Annotated in this window: 19 protein-coding genes; 4 read left to right on the top strand and 15 right to left on the bottom strand. The window is 44.8% G+C overall.

What is annotated here, in order from left to right; all coding sequences use genetic code 11:
- Positions 1 to 53: 53 nt before the first annotated feature.
- The 9 genes from yjfF to AC0VYG_RS18330 all read right to left on the bottom strand — a co-directional run bounded on the left by yjfF (position 54) and on the right by AC0VYG_RS18330 (position 9,489).
- The gene (gene yjfF / locus AC0VYG_RS18370; RefSeq protein WP_475429361.1) at positions 54 to 1,025 is read right to left on the bottom strand and encodes a galactofuranose ABC transporter, permease protein YjfF; all 972 of its coding nucleotides are present in this window, start codon (positions 1,023 to 1,025) and stop codon (positions 54 to 56) included.
- Complete coding sequence (locus tag AC0VYG_RS18365) at positions 1,022 to 2,143, bottom strand: ABC transporter permease (RefSeq protein ID WP_475429360.1); 1,122 nt, start codon at positions 2,141 to 2,143, stop codon at positions 1,022 to 1,024. The genes yjfF and AC0VYG_RS18365 overlap by 4 nt, the downstream gene beginning before the upstream one ends.
- Positions 2,144 to 2,154: 11 nt before the next feature.
- Positions 2,155 to 3,729, bottom strand: coding sequence for a sugar ABC transporter ATP-binding protein (locus AC0VYG_RS18360; RefSeq protein WP_475429359.1), 1,575 nt, complete (start codon positions 3,727 to 3,729; stop codon positions 2,155 to 2,157).
- A 102-nt stretch (positions 3,730 to 3,831) separates the two neighbouring features.
- The gene (locus AC0VYG_RS18355) at positions 3,832 to 4,821 is read right to left on the bottom strand and encodes an ABC transporter substrate-binding protein (protein ID WP_475429358.1); all 990 of its coding nucleotides are present in this window, start codon (positions 4,819 to 4,821) and stop codon (positions 3,832 to 3,834) included.
- A gap of 253 nt (positions 4,822 to 5,074) precedes the next feature.
- A complete protein-coding gene (locus AC0VYG_RS18350) occupies positions 5,075 to 6,115 on the bottom strand; it encodes a Gfo/Idh/MocA family protein (protein ID WP_475429357.1) in 1,041 nt (346 codons plus the stop codon).
- A 76-nt stretch (positions 6,116 to 6,191) separates the two neighbouring features.
- Positions 6,192 to 6,869: a YceH family protein gene (locus AC0VYG_RS18345; protein WP_475429356.1), complete on the bottom strand. Its 678-nt coding sequence runs from the start codon at positions 6,867 to 6,869 to the stop codon at positions 6,192 to 6,194.
- 13 nt (positions 6,870 to 6,882) lie between these two features.
- Positions 6,883 to 7,716 (bottom strand): sterol desaturase family protein, encoded by an 834-nt coding sequence (locus AC0VYG_RS18340; protein WP_475429355.1) that lies wholly within the window; start codon positions 7,714 to 7,716, stop codon positions 6,883 to 6,885.
- Positions 7,717 to 7,880: 164 nt separating this feature from the next.
- Positions 7,881 to 8,273: a DUF1801 domain-containing protein gene (locus AC0VYG_RS18335; RefSeq protein WP_475429354.1), complete on the bottom strand. Its 393-nt coding sequence runs from the start codon at positions 8,271 to 8,273 to the stop codon at positions 7,881 to 7,883.
- Positions 8,274 to 8,334: 61 nt separating this feature from the next.
- On the bottom strand, positions 8,335 to 9,489 hold the full coding sequence (locus AC0VYG_RS18330) for a MalY/PatB family protein (protein ID WP_475429353.1): 1,155 nt from the start codon (positions 9,487 to 9,489) through the stop codon (positions 8,335 to 8,337).
- A 336-nt stretch (positions 9,490 to 9,825) separates the two neighbouring features.
- On the opposite strand from AC0VYG_RS18330, the gene betI reads away from it, so the two are divergent.
- The 4 genes from betI to choV all read left to right on the top strand — a co-directional run bounded on the left by betI (position 9,826) and on the right by choV (position 13,608).
- Complete coding sequence (betI, locus tag AC0VYG_RS18325; protein WP_475429352.1) at positions 9,826 to 10,413, top strand: transcriptional regulator BetI; 588 nt, start codon at positions 9,826 to 9,828, stop codon at positions 10,411 to 10,413.
- A 112-nt stretch (positions 10,414 to 10,525) separates the two neighbouring features.
- A complete protein-coding gene (locus AC0VYG_RS18320) occupies positions 10,526 to 11,467 on the top strand; it encodes a choline ABC transporter substrate-binding protein (protein ID WP_475429351.1) in 942 nt (313 codons plus the stop codon).
- A gap of 105 nt (positions 11,468 to 11,572) precedes the next feature.
- A complete protein-coding gene (choW, locus tag AC0VYG_RS18315) occupies positions 11,573 to 12,418 on the top strand; it encodes a choline ABC transporter permease subunit (RefSeq protein WP_475429350.1) in 846 nt (281 codons plus the stop codon).
- 2 nt (positions 12,419 to 12,420) lie between these two features.
- Entirely contained in the window at positions 12,421 to 13,608 is a 1,188-nt protein-coding gene (gene choV, locus AC0VYG_RS18310) for a choline ABC transporter ATP-binding protein (protein ID WP_475429349.1), read from the top strand.
- Between the two features lie 80 nt (positions 13,609 to 13,688).
- On the opposite strand, the gene AC0VYG_RS18305 is transcribed toward choV, so the two are convergent.
- From AC0VYG_RS18305 to AC0VYG_RS18280, 6 genes are all read right to left on the bottom strand, one after another.
- On the bottom strand, positions 13,689 to 15,077 hold the full coding sequence (locus tag AC0VYG_RS18305) for an FAD-dependent oxidoreductase (RefSeq protein ID WP_475429348.1): 1,389 nt from the start codon (positions 15,075 to 15,077) through the stop codon (positions 13,689 to 13,691).
- A 50-nt stretch (positions 15,078 to 15,127) separates the two neighbouring features.
- Positions 15,128 to 15,454: a (2Fe-2S)-binding protein gene (locus AC0VYG_RS18300; protein ID WP_199474006.1), complete on the bottom strand. Its 327-nt coding sequence runs from the start codon at positions 15,452 to 15,454 to the stop codon at positions 15,128 to 15,130.
- A complete protein-coding gene (locus AC0VYG_RS18295; protein WP_475429347.1) occupies positions 15,432 to 16,553 on the bottom strand; it encodes an NAD(P)/FAD-dependent oxidoreductase in 1,122 nt (373 codons plus the stop codon). The genes AC0VYG_RS18300 and AC0VYG_RS18295 overlap by 23 nt, the downstream gene beginning before the upstream one ends.
- Before the next feature lie 68 nt (positions 16,554 to 16,621).
- A complete protein-coding gene (gene dctP / locus AC0VYG_RS18290; protein ID WP_199474010.1) occupies positions 16,622 to 17,626 on the bottom strand; it encodes a TRAP transporter substrate-binding protein DctP in 1,005 nt (334 codons plus the stop codon).
- 44 nt (positions 17,627 to 17,670) lie between these two features.
- Positions 17,671 to 18,969 carry a TRAP transporter large permease gene (locus AC0VYG_RS18285; protein WP_199474012.1) on the bottom strand — a complete coding sequence of 433 codons (1,299 nt, stop codon included), beginning with the start codon at positions 18,967 to 18,969 and terminating at the stop codon, positions 17,671 to 17,673.
- Between the two features lies 1 nt (position 18,970).
- A complete protein-coding gene (locus AC0VYG_RS18280; RefSeq protein ID WP_475429346.1) occupies positions 18,971 to 19,492 on the bottom strand; it encodes a TRAP transporter small permease in 522 nt (173 codons plus the stop codon).
- Positions 19,493 to 19,604: the final 112 nt, after the last annotated feature.

The following is a 19,604-nucleotide window of genomic DNA, read 5'->3' as shown; positions in this document are numbered from 1 at the left end:
CTAACGCTTACTCGTGACATAAGATGTGAATATGTATCAGGTGTGATCCGTTGTTATGTGGCAGGGCTACGTTTTTTGGCCCAGAAAACAATGGCTTTTTGCAGCAAGATAAAAAAGAGCAAGAGGCCGCCAATGGCGAGTTTAGTCCACCAACTATTGAGGCTGCCATCAAAGGTAATAAGGGTTTGAATCACGCCTTGGATCATGGCCCCTAAAAAAGAGCCGAAGACATAACCGACTCCGCCAGTCAGCAACGTGCCGCCGATGACGACCGCAGCAATGGCGTCTAATTCCACTCCCACGGCGGCCAAAGGGTAGGCGGAGCTGGTGTAGATGGCAAAGATAACCCCAGCCAGAGCGCTGTATAAACCACTTAAGGCATAGATTTTGACGGTGGTTTTTTTGATGGGGACCCCCAGTAAGGCGGCCGACTGTTTGTCTCCGCCAATGGCATAGACGTTCATGCCAAAGCGTGTGCGACGAGCGATCAAAATTCCTACAACTAAGAGCACCAACATCGCCATGGCGATAAAGGTTAAACCGCCACGCCCTGGCACACTGACATAGATGTCAGACAAGGCAGTGATAAAAGGGTGGTTAATCGGGACGGCATTTAAATTGATTAAATAGGCGAGCCCTCTAAAGAGAAACATACCCGCCAAGGTGACAATAAAGGGCTGAATCTCAAATACAGAGATAATCATGCCCATGGTCGCGCCAAAGGCAGTGCCGACAATCAGTGAAATGGCGATGGCAAGGATGGGATGAATGTGCAAGCTGGTGATTAGATAGGCCATTAACACACCGATGAAGGCGATCATGGAACCGACGGAAAGGTCGATCCCACCCGATAAAATGACAAACGTCATTCCCACTGCGGTGACGATTAAAAAAGCATTGTCTGTTAATAGATTGGTAAAGACAAGGGTGTCGCGAAAGCCTTTGTATTCATACATGCCAAACCCATAAAGTAAGAGAAACACGGTGAGTGTGGCGAAAATAGGAAGATTACGCTCGTTGATCATTGATCTGCTCTCCCATGATTCTGAGATGATGTACTGTTTTGTCCTTTTTTAGCGTTTTGCCCTCTTTTAGATTGGAAGCGTTTTGCTAACCATTGCCTTGTGGTGGGGGATTGAATAAGCAACACCGCCAGAATGATGGTGGCTTTAACAACCAGATTGTATTGTACAGGTAAACCGCTGGTTAAAATCGCGGTGGTAAGGGTTTGAATAATCAATACGCCAATAATGGTGAGCCCTAGATAGATGCGTCCACCCGCGAGGGAGGCCCCCGCTAGCACGACGGCAAGAATGGCATCCAGTTCGAGCCACAAGCCAGCATTATTAGCATCCGCTCCGCGAATATCGGCCGCGATGATAATACCACTTAAGGCGGCGCAAAAGCCGGAAAACATATAGGCGGATAGTACCAATAGGCGTGCTTCAATGCCGACTAAGCGACTGGCTCTAACATTGGCCCCGACGGCTTCAATAAACAACCCCAGTGAGGTTTTACGCATCACGACTATGGTTAGTATTATCATACCAAGGGCAATCCACACACGAATGGGAAAGGCTAAAAAGAATTCATTACCGATGGCATTAAGCACCGTTGAATGAAAGGTAACGATTTGTCCTTCGGTAATCATTTGGGCAATGCCTCGCCCAGCCACCATTAAAATAAGCGTGGCAACAATGGGTTGAATATTAAAAATCGATACCAACAGGCCGTTCCAGAGTCCGCAGACTAAGCCACTGCCCAGTGCACAGGCAATGACGATCCAGACAGGCCAATCTGTGTTTACCGTGAGTACAGCGGTGACCGCACCGGAAATAGCGATGACCGCACCGACAGACAAATCGATGCCTCGTGTTCCAATAACAACTGCCATGCCCAGAGCCACTAAGGCCGTTGGGGTGCCACGATGGAGAATATCGATTAAGCTGCCATATAGATGACCGTTGACAAATTTAACCTCTAAAAAACCGGGTGTGATCAGAGCGGTAACGCTAAGAATCAACAGCAGGGAGACAAAGGGGGCAAGGGTTTTAGGCTGCTTCTGCAGCCGTTTTAATAGATGTTGTAATGCGTGATGTTTTTTCATATTGGTGGCTTTTATGGGAGGTCTAATGTCTATCATAGCGTGTCCATTTAGCTCGCAATGGTATGAAGGATAGCTTGTTCTGAGACATCGCTACCGCGCAACTCAGCGACTTTGTGATGATCTTTCATGACCACCACACGGTGAGCAAACATGACTAACTCTTCGAGTTCGGATGAGGCCACTAATAGGCCCATACCTTGTTCGCAAAGCTCTTGCATGATTTGGATAATTTCGTGATGTGCGCCAATATCAATGCCTCGGGTGGGTTCGTCTAGAATAAGCAGTTTTGGATGGGTAATCAGCCAACGCGCGAGAATGACTTTCTGTTGATTACCGCCACTTAATTCGCCCACGGGTTTGTCCATATCTGGGGTTTTTATGGCTAGGCGTTTGATCATATCGTCAACCAGTTTTTTCTGTTCAGACATGGCAATGGAGCGCCACCAGCCTTTGCTGGCTTGTAAGGCCAGAATCATGTTTTCACGTATACTTAACTCGGCCACGATGCCGTCTAATTTACGATCTTCTGGGCAATAGCCCATTCCCGATTGAATCGTCTGACGCAGCGACTTTTTTGTTAGTGAGGTGGGCTCAGCTGTTGGTGTTGCTGATGAGTCTTGGTGGAGTGTAATGTGACCTTGGTCTGGCTTTGTCGAGCCATAGGCCAGTTCGCATAACTCGGTTCGTCCTGAGCCCAGTAAACCGGCCACACCGACAATCTCACCGGCATGTATGGTCAAATCAAGGGGATGTAGAAAACGTTGTTTTCCGACATGTTGCATGGTCAGTAGAGTGTTTTGAGGCTTTCCAGTGGTTTGATGGTCGCTGGAGGTGGCAAGATCGTCTAACGATTTACCAACCATATGGCTGACAAGATCGGAACGGCTTAACGAGGCGGTGGGAAACGTTCCCACGCATTCGCCATTGCGTAATACCGTGATAACGTCAGTGATGTCATACACTTGGTCGAGAAAGTGGGTGACAAAAATAATGCCCATGCCTTGGTTTTTGAGTTGAGTCATCAAGCTAAAGAGCTGCTTGATTTCACTGGCATCAAGGCTGGCGGTCGGTTCGTCTAAAATCAGCAGTTTTGCCTCATTGCTTAGGGCCCTGGCAATGGCGATAAGTTGTTGTATGGCAATGGAGTAGCGGTCGAGTTGTCGGGATGGATCGATGTTTTCCAGTCCCACTCTGGCCAATAGGGCTCTGGCGCGTGCATCGGCTTTTTTCCAGTTGATTAGGCCAAAGGATTTTTCCTGTTGCTGTAGGGTTAGGTTTTCAGTGACCGACATACTGGGGATTAAATTGACTTCCTGATAGACAGTGCTTATGCCTAATTGCTGAGCATGGCCGCTATCACGGGCGTGGATGGCTCGGCCATCTAGCTTTATATCGCCCTCGTCTCTTGGGTGGACGCCTGTGAGGACTTTGATGAGGGTCGATTTCCCTGCGCCGTTTTCGCCGAGCAAAGCATGAATTTCGCCTTTATTCACTTGCAGGGAGACGGCGTTTAGTGCCTGCACACCTGTAAAGGATTTGGAGAGGGAACGAATTTCTAACAAGGCAGAGCGGTGATCGCTTGTCGTTCTTGAGTGGTCTTTTACATTGCTATGAGGTGCCATGGGTAAGCGCTCCTGTTTGGCCTACTTCATACGTCATTCACGCCTGTGAGCGTGCGGCATCCTAATGAGAAACAGATGACGCACGCCCAAGGGGAAGCCACATTATTTGCGTTTGTTATACTCTGCGGCGGCGGTATCAGGTAAGTACAGCGGGCCGTTGGCTTTGATCCATTTAGGCACTGTTTTTCCTGCACGATAGGCAAGAATGGCATCAAAGGCAGGCGCTCCTAAATGTGGATTAAGCTCAATGGTGGCGTTACTTTCACCATCCATCATGGCTTTGAAAATATCTGGCACACCATCAATCGAGACGACAAGAATGTCTTTGCTAGGTTTGATCCCCGCTTCTTTCATGGCAAGAATGGCACCTAAGGCCATGTCATCGTTATGGGAGAACAGAGCGCAGATGTCTTTTTTAGGATTGCTTTCGGCTTTCAGGAAGCTTTCCATAACTTCTTTACCACCGGCGCGAGTGAAATCCCCAGATTGAGAACGGATGATTTTCATATTTGGGAAATTACTGATAACCGCATCAAAGCCAGCTTTGCGATCAATGGCCGCAGAAGAGCCCACCGTGCCTTGCAATTCGACGATATTGCATTTGCCGTTGGTTTTTGCTGCTAGCCAAGAAGCAGCAAGGGCGCCTTCTTCCCTAAAGTCGGAAGCAACTTTGGTGAGATATAGGTCTGGATTAGCATCCACGCCACGATCCACTAAGACTACGGGGATATGGGCACGCTTTGCTTCTTTGAGCACTTGATCCCAGCCAGTTTCGACGACAGGGGCAAGCAAAATCCCATCAACCCCTTGAGCAATAAAAGAGCGCACCGCTTTGATTTGGTTTTCTTGCTTTTGTTGGGCGTCGGAGAATTTTAGATTGTAGCCACGGCGTTCCACTTCGGCTTTGATGGATTCTGTTTCTGATGTGCGCCAGCCGCTTTCGGAGCCGATTTGCGAAAAGCCAATGGTTAAGTTTTCTGCGCTGGCAGAGACAGAACACACAGGCAATGCGACACAGAGTACGGTCGTTAGGATATGTTGCTTGAGTGTGCCGAACCATGATAACTGTTGACGTCTTGAGCGATCGATCATACGAAATTCCTCTTATTTTTATTATTTTCCATGAGAGAGTTAGCGACTTACTAAGTTCTCTGACGTATTGAGAATAGAGTTCTCTATGAGGTGATTCAAATGCCAGTTGAGGGAATGAATATATCAATATTGGTATAACGAGAAGGGGTGAGAGAGTGTTTTGCAGAAGGTGGCCTAAACCTCCCAAAGAGCAGGAGATTTAGGTCAGATGCTTAGGTCAGATGCTTAGGTTAGATAGCACTGCTTTGCTCAATCAGTGCTTATGATGGTGGTGCTCATGATGGTGATGTTCCAAGTCTTCTTCGTAAAAATCCGGTTCTCCAGGATATTGAAGACCGATGTCTTGACGGACTTCGTCAAGGGTAGCGATCAGTTCTAGGGTGTCTTCCCAACGGTGGTTTGGGCTTTCCAGTAGTTCTTCCATCAGACAACGGTTAACTTCATCTACTTCGAATTGATAGCCGAGTCCTGGAAAATCAAACTCCACGGCGCGTTCTTGTCCTTCGTGATTGATCAAACGACAGGATTTTGCCATGAACCAAGGGGAGTCAATTTCGATGTAGCCTTTGGCTCCCGATAGGACCGCTCGGTTGGGGTTGCAAGAGATTAATGAGGCTTCTAAGGAGGCCAATTGTCCGCTGTTCCAGCCTAAGAGTAACTGCTCAAAAACATCCACATTGGTCTCACCAATAACGGCTTGGTTTTGGATAAAGTCGGGTTTGCCACACAACAATTGTGCTAAGAAGACAGGGTAGATACCAATGTCAAGCAAAGCGCCGCCGCCCATTTCTAGGTTCATTAAGCGATGCTCTGGATCGGTTGGTGCTAGAAAGTTGAAATTGGCTTGAACACTATGAAGCGTACCAATTTCCCCTTCTTCGACCCATTCAATCACTTGCTCTATGACGGGATTAAAGCGTGTCCACATGGCTTCCATAACAAAGACTTCTTTTTCCGCAGCCAGTTCAAAGAGCTCCTGAGATTGTGCCTCGTTGATGGTGAAAGGCTTTTCACACAAAACAGACTTGCCCGCCATAATGCAGGCTTTAGTCAGGTCAAAGTGAGACATGTGTGGCGTGGCGATGTAGATCACGTCGACTTCATTGCTGTGGATCAAGGAGTAGTAATCAACAAAGGCTAATTCAATGTCGAATTCAGCAGCAAAGTTATCCGCTGAGGTCTTTTCCCGTGAGGCAACGGCACGCAGTTCACCGGATTTCGCATGGCAAAAGTCGCTTGCAAATAGGCGGGCTATGTTGCCTGTTCCAATGATTCCCCAGCGTATCTGGTTCATGGGTGTCTCCTTAATGTGAATGTCTGGTGAGCAGAGCCGTTTATATTAAAGACGGCTAGTCTGACGCTAATTGCTATTATAGTCCACTGGCATTTTCGAGGCGCTCAATTCGCTCCAATAGGCTTAGGACTTGTTCTTCCAGGTCAGTGATTCGTTTGATAAGTGAAGGGTCTTGGTCACTTTGCTGGTGGCTGTGAGGTTCACCAAAGGTGGCGGTCACGGCCTTGTCTTGTTCATTATGCTCAGTGCAGAAGCATTCCCGATAACGTGACTCTCTTTTTCCAGGTTCTCTGGCCAGCTGCTCAACATAAGGGCCACCCGTTTTTTCGTGAAGACTTTGTAAGGCGCTTTCCACTTCGTCACGGCTTTGAAAGCCGTATAAACGGCCACTGCGTGAGCGTAATTCCCCTGGGGTTTGTGCGCCACGTACAAACAATAAGCAGATAATCGCGGTTTCCGCAGGCGAAAGTTGTAAGTCTGAAAATTCGGTATTACAAAAGCGGTGTTGATATTTACTGACACGGCTATGGGAGCCCGATATTTCAGTGACTAGGCCGCGATCCACTAATGCATCAAGGGCGTCTTGTACGTCTAATTCGCTGTACTGGGTGACGGGTTCACGATTGGACTTTTGGTTACATGCGTTGATGAGCGCATTCAGGCTTAATGGGTATTGGTCTGGTGTGGTGATTTCTTTTTCGATCAAACAGCCAATAATGCGCATTTCAATTTGGTTAATAGCGTGATAACTCATAGTGTTCCCTATACTATTTATCCCGTTTAATGGGGGGCTTGTTGCTGGATACGTTATGTCCTGTTGCGATAGAAGGTGAAACAAAGGGCATAACGAGAAGGTTAATAAAAGAATGTGGGGGTGAGTAAGCGGGGCTAGGTAGGCCGATGCTCAGTTGCTCATCCCCGTCCAGAGGGCGTGTTGTATTGCTGCGGAAGCATCTGTCCCAAATGCTTAAGCAAAAGCCAAAGTTGCTATGGGCTTCTTGTGGACGCCGTGAATGATGGATGCGGTGCATGTCTGGTGTGACGATAAGCGCGCGTACCCAAGGCTCAAGCCAGTTGGGTAATCGTGTATTGGTGTGGTTAAACATAGCAAAGCCGTTAAGCAAAATATCGAATACTAAAACGGCGGCTAGGGGAATGCCCAATAGCCAAATTGCACAGGCTTTGATCATCAACGATAGGATAATTTCAACTGGATGGAAGCGAACAGCGGAGCTGACATCCAGTTCGGGATCGCTATGATGGACTTTGTGAATACGCCACAACCAAGGAATACGATGGAATAGCCTGTGTTGCCAGTAAATGAGGGCATCAAGCAACATTAAACTGAGAATAAAGGTAAGCCAGTAAGGCAGATTGAGACTGTGCAGGAGTCCATTATTGGTATTGAGTAGCGCGACGAGGGAAAGTAACAGCGGTTGTAAGAGCCGTACACACAATGCATTCGTTAGCATTAAGGCGGCGTTATGTCGCCAGCGTTGTACTGCCAAGCGCAGTGGTTTACGCGGGCGCTGCCATTGCCAAACCAGCAATGTACTAAGTAGCATCAAGAAAATACCTATGCGTTCGGTAAAATCGATCATCAAGCGTGTCGCCTTTATGCGAGCCTTTCTTTTTTCGTTATCTTGTTTTATCAGTGGTTTCTATCTTAAACGTACCGATCAGCAATGACACGCTTTAATTGTGTTATGGCTGATCGGCCTCAAAAGAATGATGGTCAATATTACGCGGCAGCAGTCACAATGGATCAATGTAAATAATGTGTCTGTCGCTCACGATTGCGTTTTACGGCGCTGGCTTTGATTTGGCTGAGTAGCTCAGTAAAGACATTGACATTGATCTCATTAAGGCGATGAAAGCGTAGGCAATTTTCACCAAATTGAGCATGATTCAGACGCTGGGCAAAGGAATAAAACAGGCTGGTATCTGAAAAATAGATACATAGGTGATCTTGGCGGGCCGCCACACCAAAAAGCCAGTCTGATTCTTGTTGGAAATAAGGGATGCCGAGGTCAAAAGAGAGCTCGGCATCCGGCGCTATTATAGTCATTATATCAATGATTTCATGCAGATCATCGCGCATTGCTGAGGCCGCGTGCTGGATATAATAATCGATAAAATTGCTTGCAGGTAACGTCATCGCAATAACCTCTTTTAGTAGAGTTTATTTTTGCCTAACAACCTGTTTTTAAAGAATAACTCTATAAAACCCTATTCTTTTTTAAGGCGACTTCAAGGCGCTCAATTGCTTGTTCAAGTTGACGCATGGGACACCCAAAGTTTAATCGAATAAAGGCCGAATTACCAAATTCTTTACCATCCGAGACACCAACACCTGCCTCAAGAAAAAAATGATGAGGATTATCAACATCTAAGGCCGAAACATCGATCCAAGCGAGGTAGGTTGCCTCAAGTGTTTGCATCGAAAACGGCGTTTTTTCTAGCCATTGTTGCAAAAAATTACGGTTCTTGGTGAGGTAGTTCAACAATGCTTGGTGCCATTGTTGGCCTTCTTGGTAAGCGGCCGTGGCCGCAACCAAACCAAGCATGTTGGGGTAAGGAATTAAGCCGCTTTTGGCGTCGTTAAATGTCTGTCTTAGTTTCGCGTTTTCTATAATGGCAAAAGCGTAGCCCAATCCTGCTATGTTGAAGGTTTTACTGGGGGCCATTAGTGTGATGGTTCGCTTAGCGGCGTCGTCGTTTAGACTGGCAAAAGGGATATGTTGCAGGCCATCAAAAATCAGGTCACAGTGAATTTCATCACTGACGACAAGCAAATCATATTTTTTCGCGAGTGTATGGATTTGCGTTAATTCTTCTCTTGTATAGACGGTTCCACCAGGATTGTGAGGGTTACATAGGAGAATCATTTTCGCATTAGCTTGCGCGCAGGCCTTTTCTAATTGATTGAAATCCGGCACCCAACGGTCTCGTTGGATGGTCATATCAACTGTTATTAGCTGGCGCTTTGCGAGCTGTGGGGCTCGGTTCAGGTGGTAATACACCGGACCGGGTACGACGATGCCATCGCCTTCGTTGGAAAACGCCCTGACCGCCAAATGCAAAGCACAAACCAGTCCCGGCAGATGGGAGAGAGCTGCAGGAGAGATGGACCAATGATATCGATGTTCTAGGTGGTTTAGGATGGCATTGTTTAAGGACTTGGATGCGTGGGTGTAACCAAAAACCCCCTGATCGATGCGTTTATTTAAGGCGCTTTTGATGCATTCAGGCGAGTCAAAGTCCATGTCTGCGACCCACATTGGGATAACATCGTCTGGGTATTTTGCCCATTTATCACTTTGTGTCTGAGTGCGATCTATGAGGGTATCGAAATCAAAATGTGGCTTTTTCATGTGATTTTTCCTTGTTAAATTATTTGAACTCTATCCAATATTATCTTGTCAACACGTATTTTGTAGAATTTTCAATGTGTTATGTCATATTTATGTTGAATTTTTAAGCACATCATGAGCACTTTTTAGTTTTATTTCCTTATTTTTTATCTTTAAGCGTCCATTATATGCCAAAAAAAAGATGTAAATTTTTTTTAAAGCTTATTTTTATTATAAAAATCAATATCTTATGTTCATTAGTGTACTAATATTTAGATTTGTCAAGGGTTGACCATTATTATAAAAAGAGCCTAGTATGTTTTCATTAAACGACCGTTTAATAAAAAAGGATGCATTATGCCAAAAGTTGGAATGCAAAAAATTCGTAAACCTCAGCTTATTCAGGCGGCTATTGAAGCCATCAATGAATACGGTTTTTCTGGTGCAACGGTCAGTATTATCGGTAAAAACGCCGGCGTTTCTCCTGCCATTATTAATCATTATTTTGGTGGAAAAAATGGTCTATTCGAAGAAACCATGAAAAGTTTGATTCGTGAGTTTTTTGACATTTTGAGAGAGCAAGTTCAACAGGCACACAATGCCAGCGCAAAAGAAAGGGTGATGGCCATCGTTCGAGCCAGCTTTAGTCAATCTCAAACGAACCCTGAAGTGGTTAAAGCTTGGATGGGGTTTTGGGCTTCGGCCATGCATACACCGTCATTGTACCGATTGCAAAATGTTTATAACCGTCGTTTGCTTACCTCATTAGTAGTGGTGTTGCGAGATCATTTTGATATTGACGAGGCGCGTAACATTGCGCAGACGGTTGCCGCTTTGATTGACGGCATGTGGCTACGGGGGTCTTTGTCTGGCGGCATTGATAAAGCGCGGTCTGCGAAACAAATTCAAACTTATTTAGATTTTGTTTTTAAACAAGTTTTCTAGGTCGAGGGTTGGCCTGGAAAGGTGGTCGCAAGACGTTTCTTGCATTGCAACCTAGGGTAAGCATTGGTGCTTATTGCTTCATGATGAGTTTTTAAAAAAAAGAGGATAAGTTATGTTAAAGAAGGCTACTAAAACCGCATTGCTGGTTGGTATTGCCAGTATTTCTGGCTTAACGATGGCAGCAAACAGTTGTTCGACGGTGCGATTTTCGAATGTGGGTTGGACCGATATTTCTGCAACAACTGGATTAACGACTCAAGTGCTTCACGGCTTAGGCTACAAAACGACAATAGATCTTTTGTCCGTTCCGGTGACTTTCTCGTCATTAAAAAATAAAAACATTGATGTTTTCCTAGGGAATTGGATGCCAACCATGAAAGGCATTATTGAGCCCTATGAGAAATCTGGTGCGGTACAAGTTATCGGCCCTAATCTTGTGGGGGCGAAATATACATTGGCTGTCAATAGAGAAGCTTACAATGGTGGTGTGCACAGTTTTGCAGACATTGCCAAATATCGTAAAGAATTTAATGGCCGCATTTACGGTATAGAGCCTGGTAACGATGGTAACCGTTTGATTTCCGAAATGATCAAGAAAAATGCTTTTGGTCTAGGTAAATTCCAACTGGTCTCCTCCAGTGAAGCGGGGATGTTGTCTCAAGTAAAACGTGATATTCGTCGTCATAAATGGATTGTTTTCTTGGGTTGGGAGCCACACCCAATGAATACTGAATTCAAAATGAATTATCTAAAAGGAGGCGATGCTTACTTTGGTCCAGATTACGGTGGTGCGAAAGTATATACGAATGTGCGTAAAGGCTACCTTAAAGAATGTCCTAATGTTGGCAAGCTTCTCACCAATCTTAAGTTCTCATTGCCAATGGAAAACCAAGTTATGGGTTACATCATGAACGATGGTCAACAACCCTCTGCAGCCGCTAAAAAATGGCTGAAAGCAAATCCCGAAGTGCTGACTCGCTGGTTAGCTGGTGTCAAAACCAAGTCTGGCGGTAACGGTCTTGCGGCTGTGAAAAAATATCTTGGTGTGAACTAGTTCCCTTATGCATCTTAAGTAATACATAAGGTTGTTAGTGAAAAGGTATGTATTGACGGTTCGCCATGAACCGTCAATACAAAGAAATTAATTCGGGAGAAGACTATGAATTGGCTAACGGACCATAAAATTCCTCTTGGCGCATGGATGGAAACATTTGTTAATTGGCTAGTAAATAATGCCTCCGGTTTTTTTGACATGATTTCTAATGTATTAGGAACCATGATCACATCTATGGTTGACGCTCTGATGTGGATTCCTCCGCTGGCCGTCGTTGCGATTGTTGTGGTGGGTGTTTGGTTTTTACATAAGAACATTGGTTTGATGGTGTTTATCGCCGCTTCCATGTTGCTTATTATGAATTTAGGTTACTGGCAGGATACGGTTGAAACCTTGGTGATGGTGATATCGGCGACGGCATTTAGTGTCCTGATTGGCGTACCTATCGGTATTGCCGCGGCTCATAGACCTTGGTTGTATATGATATTGCGACCCATTTTAGATTTGATGCAAACCATTCCGACGTTTGTGTATTTGATTCCTACCTTGATTTTATTTGGATTGGGCTACGTGCCTGGTTTGATTTCTACCATTATTTTTGCCATTGCCGCACCGATTCGCTTGACCTATTTAGGCGTGAGTAAAGTGCCAAATGAATTGTTGGAAGCCGGGCTCGCTTTTGGTTGTACAAAATCCAAACTGCTGTACAAAGTGGAGTTGCCTGCCGCTATGCCAAGCATTATGGCGGGGGTCACTCAATGTATTATGTTGTCTCTGTCTATGGTTGTGGTCGCAGCATTGGTGGGGGCTAATGGTTTAGGACGCCCTGTGGTTCAAGCATTGAATACGATTAATATCTCGCAAGGTTTTGAAGCGGGTGTATCCATCGTTTTGGTGGCGATCATGTTGGATCGTATTTGTAAAACACCATCAATGACTCGTGAGGGATAATCATGGCTGTTGTTAAAATTGAAAATATAGACATTGTGTTTGGTAAAAACCTCGCTAAGACGCTACCACTCATGGATAAAGGCCATGGCCGCGATGAAATTATTGGTATGACTGGGGATGTGGTTGGTGTACGAGATGCCAATATTGAAGTAAATGAAGGCGAAATTTGTGTCTTGATGGGCTTATCAGGTTCTGGTAAATCGACTTTGCTGCGAGCTGTGAATGGACTCAATAAAGTTGCTCGTGGTCGTTGCATGGTTCGTGATGGAGACAAGATGGTCGATATGGCTTCTTGTGATGATACAACCTTGCGCCGTATGCGTACTCATCGAGTGTCAATGGTCTTTCAGAGTTTTGCTTTGATGCCTTGGCTAACGGTATTAGAAAATGTGGCGTTTGGTTTAGAAATGCAGGGCATGCCAAAACCCAAACGCTTAGAGAAAGCGGAAGAGCAATTAAAAATGGTGGGGCTTGATAAATGGGCTTCTAAATATCCCGATGAGTTGTCTGGAGGGATGCGTCAACGGGTAGGGCTAGCGCGTGCCTTTGCGATGGACACTGATGTGTTGTTAATGGATGAGCCTTTTTCGGCATTGGACCCACTGATCCGCTCTCAGCTGCAGGATGAGTTGATCGAGTTGCAAAAGCGTTTGAAGAAAACCATCATTTTTGTGAGTCATGATCTAGATGAGGCTTTGAAGATTGGTTCTAAAATAGCCATTATGGAATCGGCTCGTATTGTTCAACAAAATACTCCTGAACAAATAGTCCTTAACCCAGCGACTGAGTACGTTGAGCGATTTGTTGCTCATACAAACCCATTGCATGTGTTGTGTGGTAATTCATTGATGACGCCAATTGCAGAGTTACCCATAAAGGATAATCGTTATTCTTTAACGGAAAACCTTTGGATGACGTTGAAAGAAGGTGAGTTTGTCGATGTGCACTCTGCTCAAGGTGACAGTGTCGCAACTGCTCAATGGGAAGAAGGAATGGACATTGAGGATCTTCAAGAAGGCGTTATTGTTCGTGTTCCAGAGACCATTAAAATGCGTGATGCGGTGGAAATTCGCTACCAATCGAAGCAACCTCTTTTACTAGAAAATGCAGGGCAATGCGTTGGTTTATTAAATGACCATAATTTCTATCATGCTTTACTGGGTAAACATTTTAGTCGTGATGATGTGTAACTGCGAGAAGTTGTTAGATGAGACCTTTGCTCGCGATGTCGAGTAAAGGTCTTTAATCGATCAGTGTTTATGGTATGAGGTTAGTCACTTAGGTCCGCTAGCTCATTGAGTGTGAGGGGTTTGATTGGCATACGAATGTGGTAGTAGCCGACTTGCTCTTCTTCTACTTGGAGGGTTTGTGCAATGAGGTTACTGACTGTTAGACCACATAAGCGACCTTGACAAGGTCCCATTCCCGCTCGGCAAAATGCTTTTGCTTGGTTGGGCCCCGTGCAACCTTGTTTGGCTATCCGCCTAATTTCCCCAGCGCTGACTTCCTCACAACGACATACTATGACATTATCTGGCGGTGTTAGAAAGGTTTGAGCAGGTTGATAGAGTTTATCTAAAAAAGGCCTTATGGCTTGGTGTTTATTGAGGGCATTTTTTGCTTCGTTAATCTCGCCTTTTAAGTCTTGGTCATGGATGTTATTTATTTGCTGGTGTATTGTTAATGCACTCAATTTTCCTTGCCATTTGGCGGCTATCGCGCCTGCAATACCTCTGCCGTCACCAGCGATAAAGATGTCCTTTCTAGAGCTTTCTCCAAAGTCGTTAACAACAGGCTTCCAGCACATTTGCAAGTGGTCCCATTTGTGCTCAAGGTCTAGTGCTCGGCTTAACTGTACATTGGGAACAACACCTTGATGAACCAGCAGAGTTTGGCAGTCAATCTTTATGCTGGTGTTTTTGGTTGTTGCAATAACTTGAGCTAATTGTCCGGTATCGCCTTCCAAGGCTGTCAGTTCGTTTACTTGTTTGATGATGCGTATATTGGATTTTTTAAGTTTCCAAAGTAACCCTGTGCCTTTTAACAACAGGGGAAGGTTTTTTAATGCATCAGGGAAGTAGGGAAAGGCTTTCCATAGTTGCCCTTTTCGAGTCGTGTCTAAAATGGCGGAGATGGGGATACCTGCTTGCATAAGCTGCACCGCAACCAATAGCATAAGAGGGCCACTGCCAGCTAGAACCAAGGGGGTTTTAGGAGTGATGCCAGTTGTTTTTAACAGTATTTGTGCAGCGCCACAGGTCATTACACCAGGCAATGTCCAGCCAGCAAAAGGTACAGGACGTTCTAGAGCACCAGTAGCTATGAGAATTTTCTTAGCGCTAAGAAGCTGGCTTTTGCCGTTGCAACTAAACGCAATTTGATTTTTTTCGTCGATCGACCACACCATGCTACTGGAAAAATAGTTTACTTGGCTTGCCTCAAATGGCTGGAGTAACGTTCTTCCAACGTAATAGTCTTTTCCTAGTATTTTGGAGTCACTTAGAGGGGCATCTTTGATACCACGATAGATCTGTCCTCCAGGGGATGCTTGTTCGTCTAGTATGGCAACGGATAGGCCTTTGGAGGCCGCAGTGGTGGCGGCACTCATTCCAGCAGGGCCAGCCCCGATAATGATGAGGTCATAGTTTTTTTGCTTCATATCGTTTGCTTTCATGTTGTTTGGTGTGATGTATTGTTCTTCTATACAAATTAGCTTGGGTTCAGATCATGATGAATGAGTCTGGCGCCATTTTGGGTGCGTATGTCCATATTAGCTTCCACCTTAGTCATGCAAGCTTGGATATTTTCTTTGCCATTGATTTGTACTAAGCAATCAAAGCACACACCCATCATGCAATAGGGTGCGCGTTTTTTTCCGCTGATAGGGGTTCTGCGATTCATCTCTATACCGGACAATAAAATAGCAGCTGCGACACTGTCATTGGGTTGAACCATAATTGTTTGCCCATTGATAGTGACTGGAATAGGTGAAGATTCACGGATGGCTTGTCTATTAAAGTGTGAATCGGTTGGCATTAAACACCTCCCAAGCAGGATCAAAGTCATTATTAGCAATCCAGTCAGCCAGTGGTCCTTGGTGGAAAGCGCCCAAGGTGACGCCGCTGTGACAAGTCACAAGGTACGCTCCTGGATTGGATAGAGACTGTTGGTAAATAGGATAGCCATCTGGTGTCATTACGCGTAAAGCTCCCCATGCTCTGACAAGACGGAGATCTTTGAGAATGGGAAACATCTTGCGGGCGCGTGAAGCAATCAGGGCCATCGTTTCGAGTGTTGTGCCTTGATTAAGCCCAACGTCTTCTTTGGAATCGCCAATTTGCACTGTACCTTCTCCCGTTTGGCGAACATGGCCTGTTGGATAATGGAGAAAGTTCCGAACTCGCTCACTGACCAGTACTTGTCCTCTGTTAGGCTGAACGGGTGCGTTTAGGCCTACCATAGGGGCTAATCTTTGATTCCCCAAACCAGCGGCTAATATGACTTTTTCACAGTGAAAAACAGTATTATTTTGCGTGGTAATGGTGAAGTCTTTGTCTTGTTGTTTGAGACTGATAACTTGGCCTTGGTGAACCAATTTTCCACCGTGTTTTAGAAAAAGTTCTGTCATGGCACGCAGGTAAAGCAATGGATTTAAATGCCCGTCTTCTGGACACCAAGTGGCTCCTGTTACCTCTGGGCCAGCTTCTGGAAAAAACTCTCTAACTTGTACTAAATCTAGGGTAGAAAATGGGTAATCATTTTTCGCTGCTTGCTGTATTTTTGTAAGCATTGCTTGACGTGCTTGCAGTTCATCTTCGCTCAAGCATAAATACAATCCACCTTTTTGTTCTAGCTGAATGTCGATGCCTGTTTCTGCGTTTAGGTGATCAGCAAATGGTTTCCATAATTTGGCGGATTGGCGAGTAATGGTTGCATATTGAGGTAGAGTATCTCCTTTCCCTTGAACCCACACTAAACCAAAATTACCACGAGAGGCTCGAAGTCCATTGTCGTTTTCATCAAGCAAGGTAACATTGTGTCCGTTACGTAATAGGCCTAGTGAGATGGCTAAACCCACAATACCACCGCCGATTACGCAGGTATCTGAGCTTTTTTGATTCTCAGAAATATACATGATTTGAATTGTCCTTATATTATAGGTGGTTCGAAAAATATCGAACCACCATGTTAAATGGTGCTAAATCAATGAGTACCGATGGCTTTATCTAAAACACCATCTGCCCATTTCGCCCCCATATCTTTAATCACCACGGGCCATACTTTTTGACGAACAATTTTTGAGGTCTCTTCAATTTGCTGATCTGTAACGGGTAAAATAGTGGCTCCCGCTTTTACCAACAGTTGTTCGTTACGCTTCTGATCTGCTTCCGCAGATTCCCAACGAGCACTCTCAAACTTTGCTGCTGCTGTCATAAGCGCATTTTGTTCTTGCTTATTCAGGTCATCAAAGGTCTCTTGGTTGATAATGAGGTACCACATTTCAAAATGCGTATTGAGTGGAAGGTAGTATTTGGTGACGTCTCTAAAAGAGGCGTAATATCCTTCCGCTCCTGATCCCATTACACCGTCTACAACACCTGTTTGTACTGCTGTAAAGGCTTCTGAAAAGGGGAGAGGAGAACCAATATAGCCGATATCGTCAGCGGTAAGCTGGAAAGCTTTGACTGGTGGAACACGTAATTTAATCCCTTTTTTAACATTAGGATCTGCCGCGTTAGCGACATATTTATTAAGCGAGATACCTCCAAAGTAAACAGGCCATCCCGCTAGAACTTTAATACCCTGTTTGGCATACAGCTGGCTGACTGTGTTACGAAGGGGGGAATTTGGGGCAAAGACCTTTTTAGCCTCTGCCCAGTTATTGACAAGGTAAGGTAGATACACTATCTGAAAGCGCTTATCTACAGAAGATGAAGGGGGTTGAACTGCCATATCGACAGCACCAAGTCCCACCCGTTGTTGCACTAATGTGTAATCCCCCAGAGCACTGGCAGGGTAAACCTGAATTTTGATCTTGTTGTTTGTGGCTTTGGCGACATCATCAGCAAAGTGTCTGACGTCTACATCTATTGTGGCGCCTTCGGGACGAACGTGGGAAAGCTTTAATGTTGTTGCATACAAGGGGGCAGCAGCAAAAAGACAAACCGATGTTATAAGTGTCCATTTTTTAAGTTTCTTGATAGTCATTTGTTTTCTCCAGTTGTGATTATGAGTTGTTATTCATGCTTTTTTTAATAACCAAATGCTTTGGGGATGTACTCTGATAGGCTAGGCCAGGCGGATACTAGGATCACCACTGGAATGTAACCAAACAGTAAAAGTATCATGGAGGGTTTAACCACCTCAGTGAACTTCACTTTACCTATGCGAGCCCCCAAATATAGAATGCTTGCATAAGGCGGCGTCACACCTCCCATAGCCGTATTAACGCCTATGATGGCTGCAAATTGGATTGGGCTAATATGTAATGCTGTCATTAAAGGCAGGAGCAGTGGGGCGGTTAAAATGATGGCAGTAATATCGTTTACTATCATTCCTATGACAAATAGGAACAAATTGACGAGTATCAACAGGATAATTTTGTTTTCAGTTATATGAAAAATTCCATTAACAATTGCTTGGGGGATATTTTCCATAACAAAGATTTGGCTGAGCATAAGACTGAAAAGAATCATGATCAAAATACTGCCAACTGCTGTCGCAGACTCTTTACCTGCCTCAAAGAAACTTTTTAGAGTTAGTCCTTTGTATATGAAAAAGCCAACGGGAAGAGCGTAAATAACGGCAATAGCGGCTGCTTCGGTCGGTGTCATGATGCCACCATAAATGCCTCCTAAAATGATAAGTGGCATAAGCAGGGCTGGGCCAGCGTGAATAGTTCGCTTGGTAGCCAATTTGACCAGTTCAGAAGTATCGAGTGATTCATCTAATACTAAAGGAAACTTACGCACCATCACTAAATTCACAATCGCAAAGCCTAGCATGATGAGCAGTCCAGGTCCTAAGGTGGCAAGAAAGCTCGCTAGAATAGAAGTATCTGTGACCCACCCATACACTATCATGGTGACACTTGGGGGGATGAGTAGGCCAAGAACAGAAGAATTAGCAATCAAGGCGGTAGCGTAGGCTCTCGGGTAGCCTTTTTTTTCCATTTCTGGAATCAATAGAGGGCCGATAGCGGCGATACCCGTGAGACCACTTCCAGATATAGCGCCAATAATCGCACAACATACTGTGGCAACCACTCCTAATCCGCCACGTATTCTGCCGACAAAGACATTTACAAAATTCAATAAACTTCCAGCAATGCCGCTTACGCTCATAATGGTTCCGGCAAAAACAAACAGAGGAATGGCCAACAATACGGGGTTGGTTAGCTGACTAAAGCCCCAGAGCATCATACCGCGCATTGTGGATTCGCCTAGTAGGGTCATGACCATTAAGGCTGCACCAAAGCAGTAAGGAAGAGGTACGCCAAGTGATAAAAATAGCACCAATACTACAAAGGCCAATATGGCTATTTCGATCATTTTAATGGTCCTTTTTTGTCATGGAGAGAGAGGATATTGATGAGGAATTATTAGGGGGATTTTGATTTTTTATCAGCTTAAGGATGTTTTTGTATAAGTGGCTAATGGTAAATAACGTCATTAAAGACAAGCCTATGAATAAGGATGATTCGTAGGTAAAGGTAGGAATATAGAGTGTTGGCGTTTCTTTCCAGATGCGAATTGAGTATGCAAAGTAACGCCAAGCCCACCATGTTAGCCATAGAGAAACCATGATGCTAAGAAAATCGGAAATGATGTGTAAAACTAACTTCGCTCTGTCTGTTTTTAGAAAAATCTCTAGCACATTTGCGCGTATTTGTGTGTCTTCACGTGAAGCATTTACACTGCCTAAAATATAGAGCCATATGGTTGGTATGAGAGCTATTTCTTCTAACCCCATTACGGGAGTTTGAAGCACATAGCGGGTGACGACTTGTACAAATTGGCTTGCCGCAACAATACTAATGAGTATGGTTAAGACATATTTAAAGACTTGTTCCATTGTGACCTCTTGATTGTCATATTTTTTAATTAGATGGTTATCTGACCGTCATGTTTTTCTTATTAGTTTAGTGATTGATCAATAATGATGGCTTGAATTAATAGCATCAAAT

The organism is Marinomonas sp. 63XJN7_7_ISO-PGPR-S23-202 (assembly GCF_056173505.1).
The sequence above is the reverse complement of the archived record's forward strand: the minus strand, read 5'-3'. Positions and strand labels throughout refer to the sequence as shown.